Source organism: Arthrobacter sp. Y3223065, assembly GCF_059090885.1.
Genome location: NZ_JBNHGC010000002.1, coordinates 176,610 through 193,367 on the forward strand (window position 1 = coordinate 176,610; position 16,758 = coordinate 193,367).

12 protein-coding genes and 1 tRNA gene are annotated in these 16,758 nt (G+C 67.4%); 4 read left to right on the top strand and 9 right to left on the bottom strand.

The window, feature by feature from the left end:
- A complete protein-coding gene (locus tag AC5RUK_RS05720; RefSeq protein ID WP_494151611.1) occupies positions 1 to 1,005 on the bottom strand; it encodes an asparaginase in 1,005 nt (334 codons plus the stop codon).
- A gap of 67 nt (positions 1,006 to 1,072) precedes the next feature.
- Here AC5RUK_RS05720 and purD point away from each other — a divergent pair, with 67 nt between their 5' ends.
- Together purD and AC5RUK_RS05730 are read left to right on the top strand one after the other, a co-directional pair.
- Positions 1,073 to 2,386, top strand: a complete 1,314-nt coding sequence (gene purD, locus AC5RUK_RS05725; RefSeq protein ID WP_494107513.1) for a phosphoribosylamine--glycine ligase — start codon at positions 1,073 to 1,075, stop codon at positions 2,384 to 2,386.
- Between the two features lie 13 nt (positions 2,387 to 2,399).
- Positions 2,400 to 3,356, top strand: a complete 957-nt coding sequence (locus AC5RUK_RS05730; protein ID WP_494151612.1) for a phosphoribosylaminoimidazolesuccinocarboxamide synthase — start codon at positions 2,400 to 2,402, stop codon at positions 3,354 to 3,356.
- 16 nt (positions 3,357 to 3,372) lie between these two features.
- Here AC5RUK_RS05730 and AC5RUK_RS05735 read toward each other — a convergent pair whose 3' ends face one another.
- The 6 genes from AC5RUK_RS05735 to AC5RUK_RS05760 form a co-directional block, all read right to left on the bottom strand.
- Complete coding sequence (locus AC5RUK_RS05735; protein ID WP_494151613.1) at positions 3,373 to 4,506, bottom strand: AI-2E family transporter; 1,134 nt, start codon at positions 4,504 to 4,506, stop codon at positions 3,373 to 3,375.
- Positions 4,507 to 4,608: 102 nt separating this feature from the next.
- Entirely contained in the window at positions 4,609 to 5,172 is a 564-nt protein-coding gene (locus AC5RUK_RS05740) for a hypothetical protein (protein ID WP_493989548.1), read from the bottom strand.
- An 87-nt stretch (positions 5,173 to 5,259) separates the two neighbouring features.
- Positions 5,260 to 6,417, bottom strand: a complete 1,158-nt coding sequence (locus AC5RUK_RS05745; protein ID WP_494107517.1) for an FAD-dependent monooxygenase — start codon at positions 6,415 to 6,417, stop codon at positions 5,260 to 5,262.
- A 119-nt stretch (positions 6,418 to 6,536) separates the two neighbouring features.
- Positions 6,537 to 6,613: transfer RNA gene (locus AC5RUK_RS05750), tRNA-Pro, on the bottom strand.
- Between the two features lie 100 nt (positions 6,614 to 6,713).
- A complete protein-coding gene (locus AC5RUK_RS05755; RefSeq protein WP_494151614.1) occupies positions 6,714 to 8,522 on the bottom strand; it encodes an ABC transporter ATP-binding protein in 1,809 nt (602 codons plus the stop codon).
- Positions 8,519 to 10,315: an ABC transporter ATP-binding protein gene (locus tag AC5RUK_RS05760; protein ID WP_494151615.1), complete on the bottom strand. Its 1,797-nt coding sequence runs from the start codon at positions 10,313 to 10,315 to the stop codon at positions 8,519 to 8,521. Before AC5RUK_RS05760 ends, AC5RUK_RS05755 begins: the two co-directional genes overlap by 4 nt.
- Before the next feature lie 161 nt (positions 10,316 to 10,476).
- Between AC5RUK_RS05760 and AC5RUK_RS05765 the strand changes: the two genes are divergently transcribed.
- Positions 10,477 to 11,109, top strand: a complete 633-nt coding sequence (locus AC5RUK_RS05765) for a nicotinamide mononucleotide transporter (protein WP_494151616.1) — start codon at positions 10,477 to 10,479, stop codon at positions 11,107 to 11,109.
- Positions 11,110 to 11,430: 321 nt separating this feature from the next.
- Positions 11,431 to 13,182, top strand: coding sequence for an HNH endonuclease signature motif containing protein (locus AC5RUK_RS05770; protein ID WP_494151617.1), 1,752 nt, complete (start codon positions 11,431 to 11,433; stop codon positions 13,180 to 13,182).
- A gap of 300 nt (positions 13,183 to 13,482) precedes the next feature.
- Here the strand turns inward: AC5RUK_RS05770 and AC5RUK_RS05775 are convergent, their stop codons facing one another.
- Both AC5RUK_RS05775 and AC5RUK_RS05780 read right to left on the bottom strand, forming a co-directional pair.
- On the bottom strand, positions 13,483 to 14,463 hold the full coding sequence (locus AC5RUK_RS05775) for a metallophosphoesterase (RefSeq protein WP_493989541.1): 981 nt from the start codon (positions 14,461 to 14,463) through the stop codon (positions 13,483 to 13,485).
- 2 nt (positions 14,464 to 14,465) lie between these two features.
- Positions 14,466 to 16,751 carry a transglycosylase domain-containing protein gene (locus AC5RUK_RS05780; RefSeq protein ID WP_493989540.1) on the bottom strand — a complete coding sequence of 762 codons (2,286 nt, stop codon included), beginning with the start codon at positions 16,749 to 16,751 and terminating at the stop codon, positions 14,466 to 14,468.
- Between the last annotated feature and the right edge of the window lie 7 nt (positions 16,752 to 16,758).

The window sequence follows — 16,758 nt, forward strand, 5'->3', positions numbered from 1 at the left end:
TCAGTCCAGCAGCGCGACCATGGGCGGTGCCAGCCGCAACCGCCCGACGGGCTGGCCGCCGCCCAGCACCGGCTTGACCACGTCCTCCAGCACCGGGCCGACCTTGTCCACGTCGACGGCGCCGCAGGCGGCCAGCAGGGTCAGCGCGATCAGCGACGCGGCACGGCCGCTGCCGTCCAGGATCTTCACCGCCACCGAGACGCCGCGGGGTGTGCCCATCACGATCACGCCCTCGGCGCCGGACTTGGCAACGACCCCCAACTCCTCCATCACTACGGTGTTTTCCTGGCCCCAGCCGTGCACCGCCCACGGGTAGTCCAGCATGGCGGTGGCGATGGTGGCGGCGCGGGCATCGGCGTTCTTGTCCGCCGGCGCCTTCGCCAGCTTCCCGACGGCCCGGGCCAGGCCGGTCAACGACACCGCGGGTGCCGGGGCGCCGCAGCCGTCGACGGCGATGTGCTCGATCTTTTCCTCGGCGTACTCCTCGATCACTTCCATCACGCGGCGCTGGAGGGGGTGGTTCGGTTCCAGGTAGGTGTGGGTGTTCCAGCCGTTCTCCACGCAGGCCCAGAGGAAGGCGGCGTGCTTGCCGGAGCAGTTAAAGGACAGCCGCTGCTGGCCGCGTTCGGTGCGGACCAGCCAGCCGCGCGCCTGCTCGTCCTGGGGCCACGCCGGCGGGCAGCGAAGATCGGCTTCGGTCAGGCCGGCGGCCTTGAGCATGCCCTCCACCACGTCCATGTGCTCCAGCGATCCCACGTGGCTGGCGCAGGCCAGGGCCACCTGGTCGCCGCGCAGCGGGACGCCGGACTGCATGGCCGCCAGGGCCTGGAAGGGCTTGAGGGTTGAGCGCGGAAAGATCGGTGCGGTGATGTCGCCGAGTTCGGTCACCACGGTGCCGTCCGCGGCCATGACCACCGCGGAGCCCAGGTGGCGGGACTCGATGAAACCGTTGCGTTCAACGACGGCCAGTTCCACGGCGTCCGCGGCTTTGAATGTCTCGGGCATGGACTTAGTTTAGGGGCCGGTGCAACAACTTCGAGGCTCCGCCCCGCGCCCAGTAGGCTAGTTCCTTGTGAAGGTACTTGTGATCGGCCCCGGCGGCCGCGAGCACGCAATAATCCGTTCCCTGCTGGCCGATCCCTTTGTCACCGAGGTGCATGCAGCCCCAGGCAACGCCGGCATCGCGCAGATCGTGCCCACGCACCCGGTGGATGCGAGCGACCCGGTGGCGGTGACCGAGCTGGCCCGGCGGCTGGAGTCCGACCTGGTGGTAGTGGGCCCGGAGGCCCCGCTGGCCGCCGGCGTGGCCGACCCCCTGCGCGCGGCCGGGATCCCGGTGTTCGGCCCCAGCAAGGAAGCGGCCAGGCTCGAAGGCTCCAAGGCCTTCGCCAAGCAGGTCATGGCCGCCGCGAACGTGCCCACCGCCATGGCGCACGTGGCCACCAACGCCGAGGAAGCGGCCGAAGCCCTGGATTCGTTCGGGGCCCCCTATGTGGTCAAGGACGACGGGCTGGCGGCCGGCAAGGGCGTGGTGGTGACCGAAGACCGCGACGCCGCTCTGGCGCACGCCCAGGCCTGCTTCGATGCCGGCGGTTCCGTGGTCATCGAGGAATTCCTCGACGGCCCGGAGGTCTCCCTGTTTGTGATTTCCGACGGCGAACGCGCCATTCCGCTGGTACCGGCGCAGGATTTCAAGCGGATATACGACGGCGACGAGGGCCCGAACACCGGCGGCATGGGCGCCTACACCCCGCTGACCTGGCTGCCGCCCGGCTTCGTCGACGAGGTCATGGACCGCGTGGCGCTGCCGACCATCCGCGAGATGGCTCACCGCGGCACCCCGTTCGTGGGTGTGCTGTTCTGCGGGCTGGCCGTCACCGGCCGCGGCGTGCGGGTGATCGAATTCAACGCCCGCTTCGGGGACCCGGAAACCCAGGCGGTACTGGCCCGGCTGCGCACTCCGCTGGGCGGGCTGCTGCTGGCCGCCGCCAAGGGGGAACTGGACGACGCCGAACAGTTGGTCTGGTCCAAGCGGTCTGCCGTAACGGTGGTGTTGGCCTCGGAGAATTACCCGGGAACTCCGCGCACCGGGGACCGGATCCGCGGCCTGAAGAAAGCCAACGCCTTGACCGACGTGCACGTGATCCACGCCGGGACCGCCCTGGACGAGAACGGCAAGGTGGTCAGCGCCGGCGGGCGCGTGCTCGCCGTCGTCGCGCTGGGTGAAGACCTGGTGGAAGCCCGCGAACGTGCCTACGAAGGCATCGAAGCCATCAGCCTGGAGGGGTCGCAGTACCGCAACGACATTGCCTTGTTGGCCGCCGAGGGCAAGATCAAGGTGCCCGCGGCCGGCACGAACTCCCGGGCCGGCGCACAGAGAGACTGAGGACCGTCAAACCATGGCTTTTGCCCCCGAAGTACTCGAACTGCCCGGCTGGAAGCACGTCTATTCCGGCAAGGTCCGCGACCTGTACTTCCCGGCCGCCCCGCAGCAGGTGGAGACGGCCAGCGACGATATTGCCGCCGAAGGCCTGTTGGACCGGCGCAACGACACCGTGCTGGTGGTGGCGAGCGACCGGATCAGCGCCTACGACCACGTGCTGTCCAGCGAGATCCCGGACAAGGGCCGGATCCTCACCCAGCTGAGCCTGTGGTGGTTTGAACAGCTCGCCCAGGGGGACAACCCGGTGGCGCACCACGTGGTGTCCACCGAGGTGCCCGATGCGGTGGCCGGCCGGGCCATGGTCTGCAAGAAACTGGACATGTACCCGGTGGAATGCATCGCCCGCGGCTACCTCACCGGGTCGGGACTGGCCGAGTACCGCCAATCCCGGACCGTGTGCGGGTTGCCCCTGCCCGCCGGCCTGGTGGACGGCTCCCGGCTGGAGCCCGCCATCTTCACCCCCTCGGCCAAGGCCGAAGTAGGCGAGCATGACGAGAACATCACCTACGACGCCGTGGTCCAGACCGTCGGCGCGGAGACCGCCGCCCGGCTGCGCGAGAAGACCCTGCAGATCTACACGCGGGCCGAAGCCATCGCACGGGAGCGGGGAATCATCCTGGCGGACACCAAGGTTGAGTTTGGCGTCGACCCGACGACGGGGGAGATCACCTTGGGCGACGAGGTGCTGACCCCTGACTCCTCGCGCTTCTGGGATGCGGAAACCTATGAGCCGGGCCAGACGCAGCCGTCGTTCGACAAGCAGTTCGTGCGCGACTGGCTGACTTCGCCGGCCTCCGGCTGGGACAAGAACTCTGACACCCCGCCGCCGGCCCTGCCGGAGGAGATCGTGCAGAAGACGCGGGCCCGCTACGTCGAGGCCTACGAACGGCTCACCGGCCGGACGTTCGCCTAACCGGCAGCGGAGCCGCCTACGCTTGTTGCTGATGGGGAACGAGGACCCGTTCGTAGATCAGCACCGCGGCGGTGGCGACCGGGACAGCGACGAGAGCGCCGAGGATTCCGCCGAGCGTGGCGCCCGCGATCGCGGCGATAATCACCAAGGCGCCGGGGACCGCAACAGCACGGGCCATCACGCGAGGGGTGAAAACATAAGCCTCGATCTGTGCATAGACCAGCAGGACGAGCCCAACGCCGAGAGCCGTGGCAGGTGAAACCATCAGCGTAAAGAGCGCGATGATGGCATAGGCCGCTATGGTGCCGACCACCGGAATCAAAGCACCCACGAAGGCCAACAGGGCCAGGAACAGCGGGAATGACGCGCCAATGAGGCTAAGGACGGTGAACACGAACAGCCCATTGACAAGGGCCAATACCAGCTGACCTGCGACGTAGCGCCCCACCGTCAGAAAGACTTCATCCGCGAGCTCGGCGGTCCGCTTCCTTCTGGACCGAGGAACAGCCTGGTATGCCTTGTGTAAGGTCGCCGGGAGGGTGGATGTGAAGTACAGACTGAGAATGGTGACCACGATCACCGCCGTCACGCCGTTCACCACAGTGGATCCGATGGACAGCAGGCCGCTGCCGAGCGCAGACAGGTTGCCTGGATCGGAAATGAACGTGACAGCTTGGTCCAGTAGGCCTTCCACATCGACGCTCGACCCGACCCACTCAATGCCGTCCTGAACCCACGGCTGGGCAAGGAAGCCGTCGACGATCGACGGGGCCGAGTTGATGAGCAAAAGGATCTGACTGGACAGCGCCGGGACGATGATGAGGAACAGCGCAATCACGGCGGCGATGCTGAGTGTAATGATGCCGAGGACAGCAGCCCACCGGGGAAAACCTTTCGATGTGGCCCAGCGGATAACGGGCTCGAAGGCCAGCGCAATGAAAAATGCCAGTCCTATGTACACCAACACAGACCCTAAGGACATGAGGGCGCTCAGCACGGCTGCGCCGGCCCCGACACCGAGGCTGGCAAGGAATGCCCATTTGAAGGGCCTGGTCCGCAGCGCTACCGGCACCACCGGTTGTTTGGGCGGATTTCCCCGCCGGACGCCGGTCCAACCGCGCGAACCGGCGCGGTGGTGGGGGCGCCTCATTGGTTAACCTGCCGACCCGCGCGAAAAGCCATGCGCGAGATCATACCCAAAGATGGCACTGCGCCTGTCGGTGCGGGCGACCGTGGTGAACGGGCTTTCCGGCTACCTTCTGTGGCCAGAGGCACGTTGGGCTTCCGCCAGCCGAACCTCGGCCTCGGCGACGGCCGCGGGATAGGCGTTGGCACCGCCGTCGTTAGCGGGACCCAGGGAACGCAGCGCGTCCGCACGTTTCAGGGCACGCAGCATGGCAGCGGTTTCCGGGCGCGAGACGTCCGACATGTCCGGGTAGTCGATGGCCAGCGCCGGATCCAGTTCGTACGCCAGCCAGCGGGCCCGGAGGGCGTCGTGTTGCGCCGCGGCGCCATGCCAGTCCCGCGTGTCCTGGTAGCGGATGGCGGCGGCGGCTGAACGGCTAATCCGCCAGACGGCGGGCGCGGCGCAGCCGGCGGCGAGCAGCAGCCAGAGCGGCACGGCGGCCGGGAAGGCGACCGCGGCGGCGAGTACTACGGCCAGGGCGCAGCACAGCCCGGAGAAGCAGTACCAGAAGGCCGTGTCCGGATCGGGACGGCGGCGCAGGCCGCGTTCAACCGCGTAGGAGGTTAGGAAAACCACGGCGGCAAGCAGGACCGTTGCCACGGCCAGCTGCGCAAACTCTGCGAGGAACATCGACACCCCTGCTGACGGAGTTATCTTCCATTCCAGTACGTGGCGCGGGCGGAGTCAATGGTGAGGGCGCTGCGGCGCCGCCCCGGGTCACTTGTCGACGCGGCCGACGACGTCGTCCAACTGCTTGAAGACCAGGGCCTGCGGCGCCTTGCTCATCAACGTCCGCTGGAGCTTTTGCTTCCACGGTTTCCGCTGCCGTGCCATGCCTGCCATCTTGCGCGAGCGCTCGACGACCTTGGCGGCATGCGGGGCCCGGGCCCGTTCGTAGTTGCGCAGGGCCGTGGTGATGTCCCAGTCGGCGGCCAGCGCGTCGGCCAGCGCGACGGCGTCCTCGAGGGCCTGGCCCGCACCTTGGCCCAGGAACGGCAACATGGGGTGCGCGGCGTCGCCCACCAGAGTGGCGTGGCTGCCGGACCAGACAGCCGCGGGTTTCCGGTCGAACAGTTCGTGCGCCATGATGTCCTGGCTCTTCGTGGCGCCGATGACCGCCCGGACGGCCGGGTGCCAGCCCTCGAAGCGCTGCAGGGCCAGGGTGCGCCAGAGGACTTCGTCGTCCTGCGCCAACGCGTCATTGGGCATGGTGGCGTACCAGTAGATGAGGCCACCGGGCAGCGGGACCATGCCGAAGACTTCCCCGTTGCCCCAGGACTCGCCCCACGGCAGCCAGTCGGGATCCAGGTCGCCGATCGGGCAGACCGCCCGCATGGCGGTGATGCCGGAGGCGCGCGGGGCGCCGTCTCCGACCAGGTCGTGGCGGACCAGCGAGCGCAAGCCGTCCGCGCCGATCACCAGGTCGGCGTGGAGGGAGCCGCCGTTGTTCAGCGTGACCGTCCCGCCGTGCGGATCGCGGCGGAACTTCACCGCCTGCAGACCCAGGTGCACCGTGTTGACGTAGAGCGAGTCGTTCAGCAGCGTGGTGAGGTCGGAGCGGTGGATGGAACGCAGCGGGTGGCCGTAGCGCTGCCGCAGGTCTTCGCTGCTGAAAGTGGACAGCACGTTGCCGAACTGGTCGTGCGAGCTGCCGCCGACGGGGAGGGAGGCCCCTTCAAACGCGTCCAGTACGCCGAGGCGCTGCAGGGCGCGCGTCCCGTTGGCCCAGATCGTCAACCCGGTGCCCAGCTGCTGCAGCGTTCCGGCGCGTTCGACCACGTGGACTTTCCAGCCGGTTCGTTGCAAGGCCCGCGCAGTGGCGAGCCCGCCGATTCCGGCCCCTACGATGAGCGCCGAGCGCTGCAATGACCCCATGGGACCATACTTCCCGCTCTAGGGCCGGGTTCACAACTTTCCTCCGGTACAAACCGGTTCCGGGAGCGGAAAAGCAAGAACTCCCGCTGCTCCGATGAGCAGCGGGAGTTCTCAGTGATTGGTCGGGGTGACAGGATTTGAACCTGCGACCTCGTCGTCCCGAACGACGCGCGCTACCAAGCTGCGCCACACCCCGATACCGTTGCCCCGCCGTCGTCGTGACGGCCGCGAAAGCAACTGTTCAAGGATAGCGGAGACAGCCCCCAAAGGAGAAATCGACGGCGGCCCGGCCGGTGTCAGACGAGTGAGTCCTTCCACGCGGCGTGCAGTTGGGCGAAGCGGCCGTCGCCGGCGATCAGTTCCGCCGGCGAGCCATCCTCGACTACCCGCCCCTCGTGGATGACCAGCACCCGGTCGGCGATCTCAACGGTGGAGAGCCGGTGCGCGATGATCAGCGCCGTGCGGTTGCCCAGCAGCGTCTGCAGGCCTTCCTGGACCTGGCGCTCGCTGGGGATGTCCAGCGACGCGGTGGCTTCGTCCAGGATCAGCACGGCCGGGTCGGCCAGGAACGCGCGCGCGAAGGAGATGAGCTGCCGCTGGCCGGCCGAGACGCGGCCGCCGCGCTTGTTCACGTCGGTGTCGTAACCCTCGGGCAGCGACAGGATGAACTCGTGGGCGCCGACGGCGCGGGCCGCGTCTTCGATCTGTGCGCGGCTGGCCTCCGGGTTGCCCAGGGCGATGTTCTCCGCGACGCTGCCGCTGAACAGGAACGCTTCCTGCGTGACCATCACGACGGCGCGGCGCAGGTCTTCGTTGGACAGCTGCCGCAGCTCGATGCCGTCCAGGGTGAGCGATCCGGACGTCAGGTCGTAGAAGCGGGCGATCAGTTTGGCCACGGTGGACTTGCCGGCTCCGGTTTGCCCGACGACGGCGACCGTCTGGCCGGCGGGAATGTCCAGGTTCAGCCTGGGCAGCACCACCCGGCCGTCCCCGTAGCCGAAGACGGCATCACGGAACCGGATCGCGCCGCGGGCGTCCTTGAGCGGAACCGGCCGGGCCGGGGGGACGATGGTCGGCTCTTCTTCCAGCAGCCCGGAGACCTTCTCCAGCGCGGAGGCCGCGGACTGGAAGGAGCTGTAGAACATGGCGATCTGTTCGGTGGGGCGGAAGACCTGCTTGGTGGCCAGCAGCACCGCGACCAGGGTGCCGATGGCAAGGTCGCCGTCGAGCACCCGGAAGCCGCCGATCAGCAGCACCACGGCCACGGTCAGGTTGCCGACGCCGTTCAACACCGGCTGGAGCACGCCGAAGTACTTGATGTTCCTCAGGGTCGCGCCGCGGTAGTCGGCGGCCAGCTCGTTGTAGCGCTCGGAGTTCTCCTGCTCGCGGCGGAAGGCCTTGACCGCCCGGATGCCGGTCATGGTTTCCACAAAGTGCACGATCAACCGGGCGGACACCACCCGGGAGGCCCGGTTGGCCAGCTCGGAGCCCTTTTGGTACCACCGGGTGACGAAGGCAATGGGGATGGCGGCGACCAGGATGATCAGCCCGCTCTTCCAGTCCAGTCCCACGATGCTGACGGCCGTGAAGAGCATGAACATCACGCCGGAGGTCAGCTGGGTGACGCCGTTGTCCAGCAGTTCCCGCAGCGCCTCCAGGTCCGAGGTCTGCCGGGAGATGATCCGGCCGGACGTGTAGGTTTCGTGGAACTCCAGGCTCAGCCGCTGGGTGTGCCGGAAGACCCGGACCCGCAGGGCCAGCAGCATGGCCTGGCTGAGCCGGGCGGTGACGTAGATGTAGGCCGCCAGCAGGGATCCGCCGGCAATTGCGATGGCGGCGTAGGCAGCGCCGACCAACACCAGGGGAGTGGCGTCGCCGCCGGTGAAGGCCGGCAGCGCATTGTTGATGCCGAAGGCCACCAGCACCGGACCGGCTGCCCGGGCGGCATTGCTGGCCACCACCAGCACAATCGAGAGCGCGAACAGCCGCTTGTGCGGAGACACAAGTTCGCCGAGCAGGCGCAACGAGCGCCGCCTGACGGCTTTGCGGTCGGCCTGGTCCAGGTTGATGTTGTCTTCGCCGGCGACTCCGGTCATGGAACTCATCGGGCTTCCTTCGCGTCCAGGACGTCTTCGACGGTGGGCTCGGCCGCCAGCGAGGCGATCACGTACCGGTAGTGTGTGCTGCTGCGCAGCAGTTCCGAGTGGCTGCCGAGGGCGGCAATCCGGCCGTCCTGCAGCAACGCCACCCGGTCGGCCAGCGCCACGGTGGAGGGCCGGTGCGCCACGATCACGGTGGTGGTGCCGCGCAGCTCTTCCCGCAGCCGCTGCGTCACCGCTTCTTCGGTCCGCACATCCAGGGCCGAGAGCGGGTCGTCCAGCACCAGCACGGCCGGGCGGGCCGCGATGGCCCGGGCCAGCGCGATCCGCTGCCGCTGCCCGCCGGACAGGCTCAGCCCTTCCTCGCCGATCCGCGTATCCACGCCTTGCGGCAGGTCGTAGGCGAACCGGGCCTGCGCCACCTCGAGCGCCCGGGAGAGCAGTTTTTCTGGATCTTCGCCGTTCCGATGGGCCCCCAGCAGCACGTTGTCCCGGACCGAGGTGGAGAACAGCGTGGAATCCTCGAAGGCCACCGACACATGGCCGCGCAGCTCGGCCAGCGGGAAACGACGGATATCCGTACCGTCCAGGTGCACGGCGCCGGAGGTGACCTCGTACAGCCGGGGGATCAGCTGCAGCAGGGTGCTCTTGCCCGAGCCGGTGACCCCGACCAACGCCAAAGTTTCCCCCGCACGCACGTGCAGGTCCACGCCTTTGAGGACCGGGGGCGCGTCCGCGGCGGCGTCGGGATAGCGGAAGACGACGTCGGACAGGCGCAGTTCCCCGCGCACGGAGCCGGGCGGCGCCGGTACGTCCGGGTCGGTGATGGTGTTCTTCGTATCCATCACGTCGAAGTGCCGGTCCAGGGCGGTCTTCGCCGTCAGGGTCATGCCCATCAGGGAACCGATCGCTTCCACCGGCCCGGCCACCACGGCGGCGGTGGCAAAAAAGGCGACCAGGTCGCCCACGGTCATGTGTCCGCCGGAGACCTGCATGATGCCGATGACCAACGCGGCGCCGAGCACCAGATCGGGCAGCGAAACAACGGTGGCCAGGAACTTGGACAGCGTGCGGGCCTTGGCCAGTTCGGTCTGGCGCAGTTCTTCGGCCTGGCCGTGGAAGTTCTCCAGCGCGTACTTGCCGCGGCCGAAGGCCTTGAGCACCCGGATGCCGTGCACCGATTCTTCCACCGTGGTGGCGAGGTCCCCGGCCTGGTCCTGGCTCAGCCGGGAGGAAGCGCCGAACGCGGTGCGGAAGCGGAACCCCTGCCAGACAAGGGGTACGGCGGCGACCAGGAAGATCAATCCCAACAGCTGGTTCAACGCGAACATCAGCGCCAGCCCCGCAACCACCGTCACGAAGGAGACCACCAGCATGAGCGACCCGAACGCCAGCCACCGGCGGATTAGGCCCAAGTCGGCCATGGCGCGGGAGAGCAGTTGGCCCGAACCCCACCGGTCATGGAAGGCGGCCGGCAGATGCTGCACGTGCCGGTAGAAGCTGGTGCGCATGCCCATCTCCACGTCCGTGGCGGGGGCGATCGCGAACACGCGCCGCAGGTACACCAGGGCGGCCTCGGCCAAACCCAGAACGGCAATGACGACGGCGGGGCCCCAGACTTCCGAGGGGTGGCCGCCGGTATGGATGGTATCCACCAGGCCGCGCAAGACCTGGGGGATGGCCAGCGCCACCAGGCTGGCACCGAGGGCACTGAAGAATCCCAGGATCAGCCGGGGGAGGATGGGCCGGACATAGTGTTTGAGCCGGGCGATCGAGCGCCAGAGGGATAACTCAGTCATGTGGTCGATTCATCGCAGTGGTTCGGAGGCTTCGTGTACCGCAGCAACTATCCTAGCGACCGGGGTTGAGGCGTCGATCACCGACGGCCCGGCGCGAGCCGACGCGTTGGGAAACCGATGCTCGCTAGTCTGGGCCGAACCATTCACCAACGGGGGAGAGCATGGATCTGGCGGACGTGGTGCACGGCTTCGGGTTGGTCCTGTGGATGTCAATGCTCTTTCCGCTGCTGCAAGTGGTGGCCGTCCTGCTCTTGGCGCTGCGGAAGCAGCCCGGCTGGCTGGTGCTGCTGGTGGAACCGGTTCTGTCCATGGTGTTGATGGGCGTGGCGGGCGCTTTCAGCCTTGCCGTCCTGGTGTTGCCCGCGGTGGCCGCCTACGGATGGTGGCGGTGGCGCCGGCGGTTAGCGGCGGGCGGGGTTCCGGTCCATCCGGTCCAGCGGCCCGATTGGCTAGCCGCGGCCCTCCTGACGGTGCTGGTCCTGGTGTTCTTCGGTATCGAGGTGCTGCCCATGATGCTGACCCACATGGCCAGCCCGGGGGACATTGCTGAAGTAGTGGTCGCCAGCCTCCTGACACCGCTGCTGTACCTCGGGCTCGCGCGCGGCGTTATCGAAGCCTGGTGGCTCGGCGTCACCCTCTCGCTGATGGGTTTGGCCGCAGTGGCAGCGGGCGCAAACCCGCAGGTCCTCTTTGCACAGGACGGCATCGTCGTCACCGTCCTGCTGGGGGTCCTGTGCCTGTACGGCTGGTCCAAGTGGCGTGCCGGACGCGCGGAGACGGCAGCTTCCGCCTAGCATCGCGCTTCCCTTGGCATCGTGCGCTCGCTGGCTGCTTACCGCCTGTCATTGTGCGTTCGCGGGCTGCTGGCCTTCCATCTGGCATCGTGGGTGAGCGGGCTGCCTACCGCCTGTCACAGTGCGTTCGCGGGCTGGTGGCTTTCCAACTGCATCGTGCGCGAGCGGGCTGCTGGTGTGGCCGTCACCCGGAGGCCCAGCTTGCATGATTTTCCGGGCCGCTCCCATTGTTACCGCATGCACTGCCTCTGGGCCGGCACTACTCCTACACAATGGCTCCTTTCGATGGCCGTCGAATGTGTGTACGAATAAAATTGTGGTATGGCTCTTGCACCGTTGGACCGCACCGTGGAGATGGGAACATCCCTGGCCCAGGCGTGTGTCCTGCTGCAGGATGTCGCTGACTGCTTTCCCGCCGACTCGGCGTCCCTGTCCACCCGGGATCTTGCCAATACCGTCGCGGCGGTGGAGGACGTTTCGAAGCTTGTGGAGTTCCTGCAGGCCGTCGGCGCCCTAGCCGTGGAGCGGGCGGACATTGCTGCCAACGGGGAACACTCGACGGCGCCCGGACCCGGACCAGGAGCCGGCGCCGCGGCCGGCGATGCGGGGGAGTGGGCGGACCCGGCGGCGGCGATCAACACCGGCGGTGTGGAGGCCGCGAACCCGGACCTGTCCGGGTCCAAGCAGGCGCCGCGCCGCCGCAAGACAGAGTTTGCCAACACCGGGGAGTATCTGCGCTCAAGGCTGGGGATCGGTATTGTCGAGGCGCGGCGCAGGCTGCGGGTCGGCAAGGCGATCACAGCGCCGGTGCGGTTCGACGGGGAACCCGGTGTCCCGGCGCTGCCGGTCTTGGCGGCGGCCATGGCCGGCGGTGAGGTCAGCGGCCAGGCCGCGGCCGTGGTGGTGGATTCGCTGGACCGGGCCCGGCACGCCGGCACGCCGGAGGCGTTGCAGGCGATGGAAGCGTCGCTGGTCCGGCAGGCCGTAGAGGCCGATGCCGACACCCTGGTGATGGTCGCCAGGACGTGGGAAACCGCGGTCGACCAGGACGGTGCCGAGCCGACGGAGGAGGAACTGCGGGTCCGGCAGGGCATGTTCTACCGGGGCCGGCGGCGGGGGCTGCACCAGTTCGTCATTAACACCACCGATGCCCAGTACGAAGCTCTCGCCACCGTGATGAACAGCGCCGCGAACCCGCGGATCCGCCCCGACGCCATCGACACCGCCGCCAACGGCGGAAGTGGAGGTGGCACGGCAGGGTCCGCCGGCCCCGGCACTGGCAGCGCGGAAAAAACCGACGCACGCAGCACAGCGGCAGGCACGGATCATGCTGGTGCGGCCGGGACCGGCGTGGCAAACGCCGCAGCCGCCACATGCGCTGCCGACCCGGAAATGATTCCGGCTGTAGGGGCTGGGTCGGCAGGGGCTGATGGCCGCGGGGCGGTGGATCCGTCCGTGGTGGAGGCGATGGACGATGCCACCCGGGCGCAGAAGCTGCTGGCCGGCCTGGTCGGGGCCTGCCGGATCGCGTTGAACACCGGCAGGCTCCCGGACTCGGGCGGGCACCGTACACAGGTGATCGTCACCGCCGGGTATGACCAGCTGGCCGGGCTGCTCTCCGGCGGCGGCAGCGCGGTCTTCAACGGACCTGTCTCGGCCACCACGGTCCGCCGGATGGCCTGCGACGCCGAGATCATCCCGGCGGTCCTCGGCTCCGAGGGCGAAATCCTGGACCTGGGCAGGTCGCAACGGTTCTTCAACCGCGCCATCCGCCGGGCACTGGTCGCCCGGGACAAGGGCTGCGCCTTCCCCGGGTGCAGCATGCCCGCGTTCTGGACCGAAGCACACCACATCATCCCGTGGTGGGCCGGCGGCCGCACCACCGTCGACAACGGGGTGTGCCTCTGCCTGCTCCACCACGACCTAATCGAGCAAGGCAACTGGGAGATCAACGTCCTCGACGGCATCCCCTGGTTCACCCCGCCGGACTACATCGACCCCCGCCGCAAACCGCTGCGCAACTCCTACTGGCAAACCCACGTCCCACCCCAACCACTCCAAGCCGCACCTTGACCAATCCGGCGCAGGTGGAGCGCGGGCGAACCTGGATGCATGTGCGGGTGGACGCGCAGGGACAGTTGGAACGCATAAGCGGCGTGCTAAGTGGAAAAGCACAGCCTTTGTCGGACAAATGGCACCATAAGCTTCTGTGCTAGCTGATGGGCCTCCGCCGGGAGCGAGCTTCTGCGCGCAGTTGAGCGATGCCTCCGCCGGGAGCGGGCTTCTGCGCGCAGTTGAGCGATGCCTCCGCCGGGAGCGGGCTTCTGCGCGCAGTTGAGCGATGGGCATTCGCCCGGGACGGAGCTTCTGCGCTCAGCTAAGCCCGGGGGCGCCGGCCGGGACTTCGCCGGCCGGAGCCGCCGGTGTCAGCGTCAGCAGCACAGCCTCCGGGCGGCAGGCGAAGCGCACCGGAGCCAGACGGGACGTTCCCAGCCCGGCCGACACATTCAACGGGACGCTACGCCCCTCGTGCTCCCAGTACGTCAGTCCACGAGCGCGCCAAGTGGGCAGATCGCAATTACTGATCAAGGCCCCGTAGCCGGGGATGCAGACCTGGCCACCATGGGTGTGCCCGGCCAGCATCAGGTCGGCGTCGTCGGCAGTAAACCGGTCCAGCACCCGCTGGTACGGGGCGTGGGCCACCGCGATCCGCAGGTATGCGGCTTCATCGGCGGTAGTCGAACCGTTTGGGAACCCCGCATAACGGTCGCGCTGCAAGTGCGGATCGTCCACGCCCGTGAAGTCCAGCCGCACGCGGCCCACCACCAGCGACTGGTGCCGGTTGGTCAAGTCGACCCAGCCGGCGGTGCCGAACGCCGCGTGCATCTCACGCCACGGCAGTTCACGCTCCGCATAGTCCTTGGGCTGAGTGGAGGGGCCGGTGAGGTAGGAGAACGGGTTCTTCATCACCGGAGAGTAGTAATCGTTGGAGCCCGGGACGAACACGCCCGGAACGTCCATTAGCGGCGCAAGCGAGTCCAGCAGGGGCTTTACGGCCTGGTGATGGCTGAGGTTATCGCCGGTGTTGACCACCAGATCCGGTTCCAGCGAGGCCAACTGCCGCAGCCACCTCTGCTTCAGCGTCTGCCCGGGTGTCATGTGGATGTCGGACAGATGCAGGATCTTTAGGGGGCCCCTGCCGACAGGCAAGATGGGCAGCGTTTCTTCGCGTACTTTGAACAGGTTCCGCTCGATAACGGAGCCGTAGACGAGCGCGGCCCCGCCCGCGGCAGTGGCCCCAAGGGCCAGGGTGCCTGCGGTACGGAGCCGTGCTCGCAGCAAGTCAGTGTCCACGGTTAGTCGTCGTCCCCGTTGCCGTTTCCGTTGCCTCCACCGTTGCCGTTGCCGTTTCCATTGCCTCCGCCATTGCCGTTTCCGTTGCCGGAATCGCCGGAGTCACCGCCCGAATCCCCGTCGCCTTCGTCGCTGCTGTTGCTGGAATTCGAGTTGTTGTTCGACTCGGAGGGTGCCGGGGCCTGGACCGGTCGGGGCGGATACATCATGCTGCTCGGCGCGGAGCCGAACTCGCCCGTTTTATACAAGCCGGCGACCTTCTCCATGTAATCGGTCCACTGGCCGCCGGCAATGGTCGCACCGTCCACGTAGCTGCGCGTCACGCCGTTGATCGGAATGTTGTTGATCGACTTGTAGGCGTTCGGATTGCCCACCCAGGAAGCAGTGGAGATGCCCTTGGTGTAGCCCACCGTCCAGGTGTACTCAGACTTGTCGGTCGTGCCGGTCTTGACAGCGGAGGGAACACCAATCGGATGGATTCCGCCCAGCTGCAGGTTGACCAGGTTTTCCAGCGGGACGCTGACGGCAGCAGCGACTTCTTCCGAGATCGCCCGTTCACAGGACTTCTTCGGCACTTCGTACTCGTTGCCCTGGGCATCCGTGACGGAGGTCAGCGCGATCGGCTTGCAGTACACGCCGCCGTTGGCGAACGCCGCGAACGAAGCCGCCATCGTCATCGGGGAAACGTTGGTCGTGCCGATGATGAAGGACGGGTGCTCAATGCTGATCGGCTCTTTGTCCGTCGCCGTGCGAACGCCGAGGCGGGTTGCCGCATCCTGGATGTCGCAGAGGTCCAGCTGCGCGGCCATGGCTGCGGTAGCAGAGTTAATCGACCACGTCAGGCCCTGGCTGGCGGTCATGGTCCGCTCGAAACCGGGCAGCGCATTCTGGAAGTCCCACTCACTGAACCACGCGTCCGGAGGCAGGCAGCTGGCATTCCAGTTGTACTGCGCCGGGTACTCCGTCCGGCGCGCGTCGACCGATGCGTTGAGCGCCTTGCCTGCTTCGAGCCAGGCGACCATTGTGTAGGGCTTCATCGTAGAGCCGGGCTGCCAGCCGTTGCCGCCGCCCATATCCGCGTCGACGTTGTAGTTCAGCTCCGTATTGGCCACGCCGTCTTCGGGGCTGTAGTTGGTGTTCTGGGCCATCATCAGGATGTTGCCGGTGCCGGGTTCAACCGAAACCATGGACGAGCCGACGCCGGACTCATCGCCCACGGGGACTTCCTGCTCGATCTGCTTCTGGCCTTCCTTCTGGAGGCGGGAGTCGAGCGTGGTCTTGATGGTGAGGCCGCCACGGGCCAGAAGCTTCGCCCGCTCCGTGGAATCTGCGCCGAACGCATCGGACTGCATGATGGCGTGCTGCACGTAGCTGCAGAAGTAGTCGGCAAAGTTCGCCGCGACACAGCCGGAACGCACCGGCTTGAGGTTCAAGCCCAGGTCGCTGGCAACGGCCTCGTCGTACTCCTCTTGGGTGATCTTGCCCGCGCTAAGCATGGCGGACAGCACCGTATTGCGCCGCTCCACCGTCGCTTCCGGATTGTTCACCGGATTGAAGTAGTTGGGCGACTGCACCATGCCGGCCAGCATGGCCGACTGCTGGATGTTCAGCTTGGCCGCGGGAACACCGAAAAAGGTCTTCGCCGCAGCTTCAATGCCGTAGACCTGGCCGCTGAACAACACGATGTTCAGGTAGCCCTGCAGGATCTCTTCCTTGCTGAATTCCTTTTCGACGGCGATGGCCAGCTTCGCCTCGCGCAGCTTGTCGCCGATGTCCTTGGTGCCGCTGATGGTCAGCTCTTCGGCGCCCTTGCCCGCGGAAGCACCGGCGTCGATCAGCACGTTGTTGACATACTGCATGGTCAGCGTGGAGGCGCCCTGCAGGTCCCCGCCGGCCATGTTCGTCACCGCGGCGCGCATGATGCCCTGGGGGTCCACACCGTTGTGCTCGTAGAAACGAACGTCCTCGATGGAGATGATGGCGTCCTGCATGTGCTGGGAGACCTTGTCCAAGGTCACCGGGACGCGGTTTTCGGCGTAGAACGTGGCAATCAATTTGCCGTCGGCGGAGAGGATCCGCGACGGCTGGGCCAGCGGCTGCGTCTGCAGTTCGTCCGGCAATTGGTCGAAGTATTCGATCGATGAGGTGGCCCCGACACCGGCTACGGCTGCGGCCGGAACCAGCAGGCCGGCTGCGAGAACGCCACAGAGCGCACTGATACCCAAGAAGCCAACGATCTTGCCCAGGGTGGTCGCAGTGTCGAAGAAGGGGGATTTGCGAGCGGCCATGGGGTTC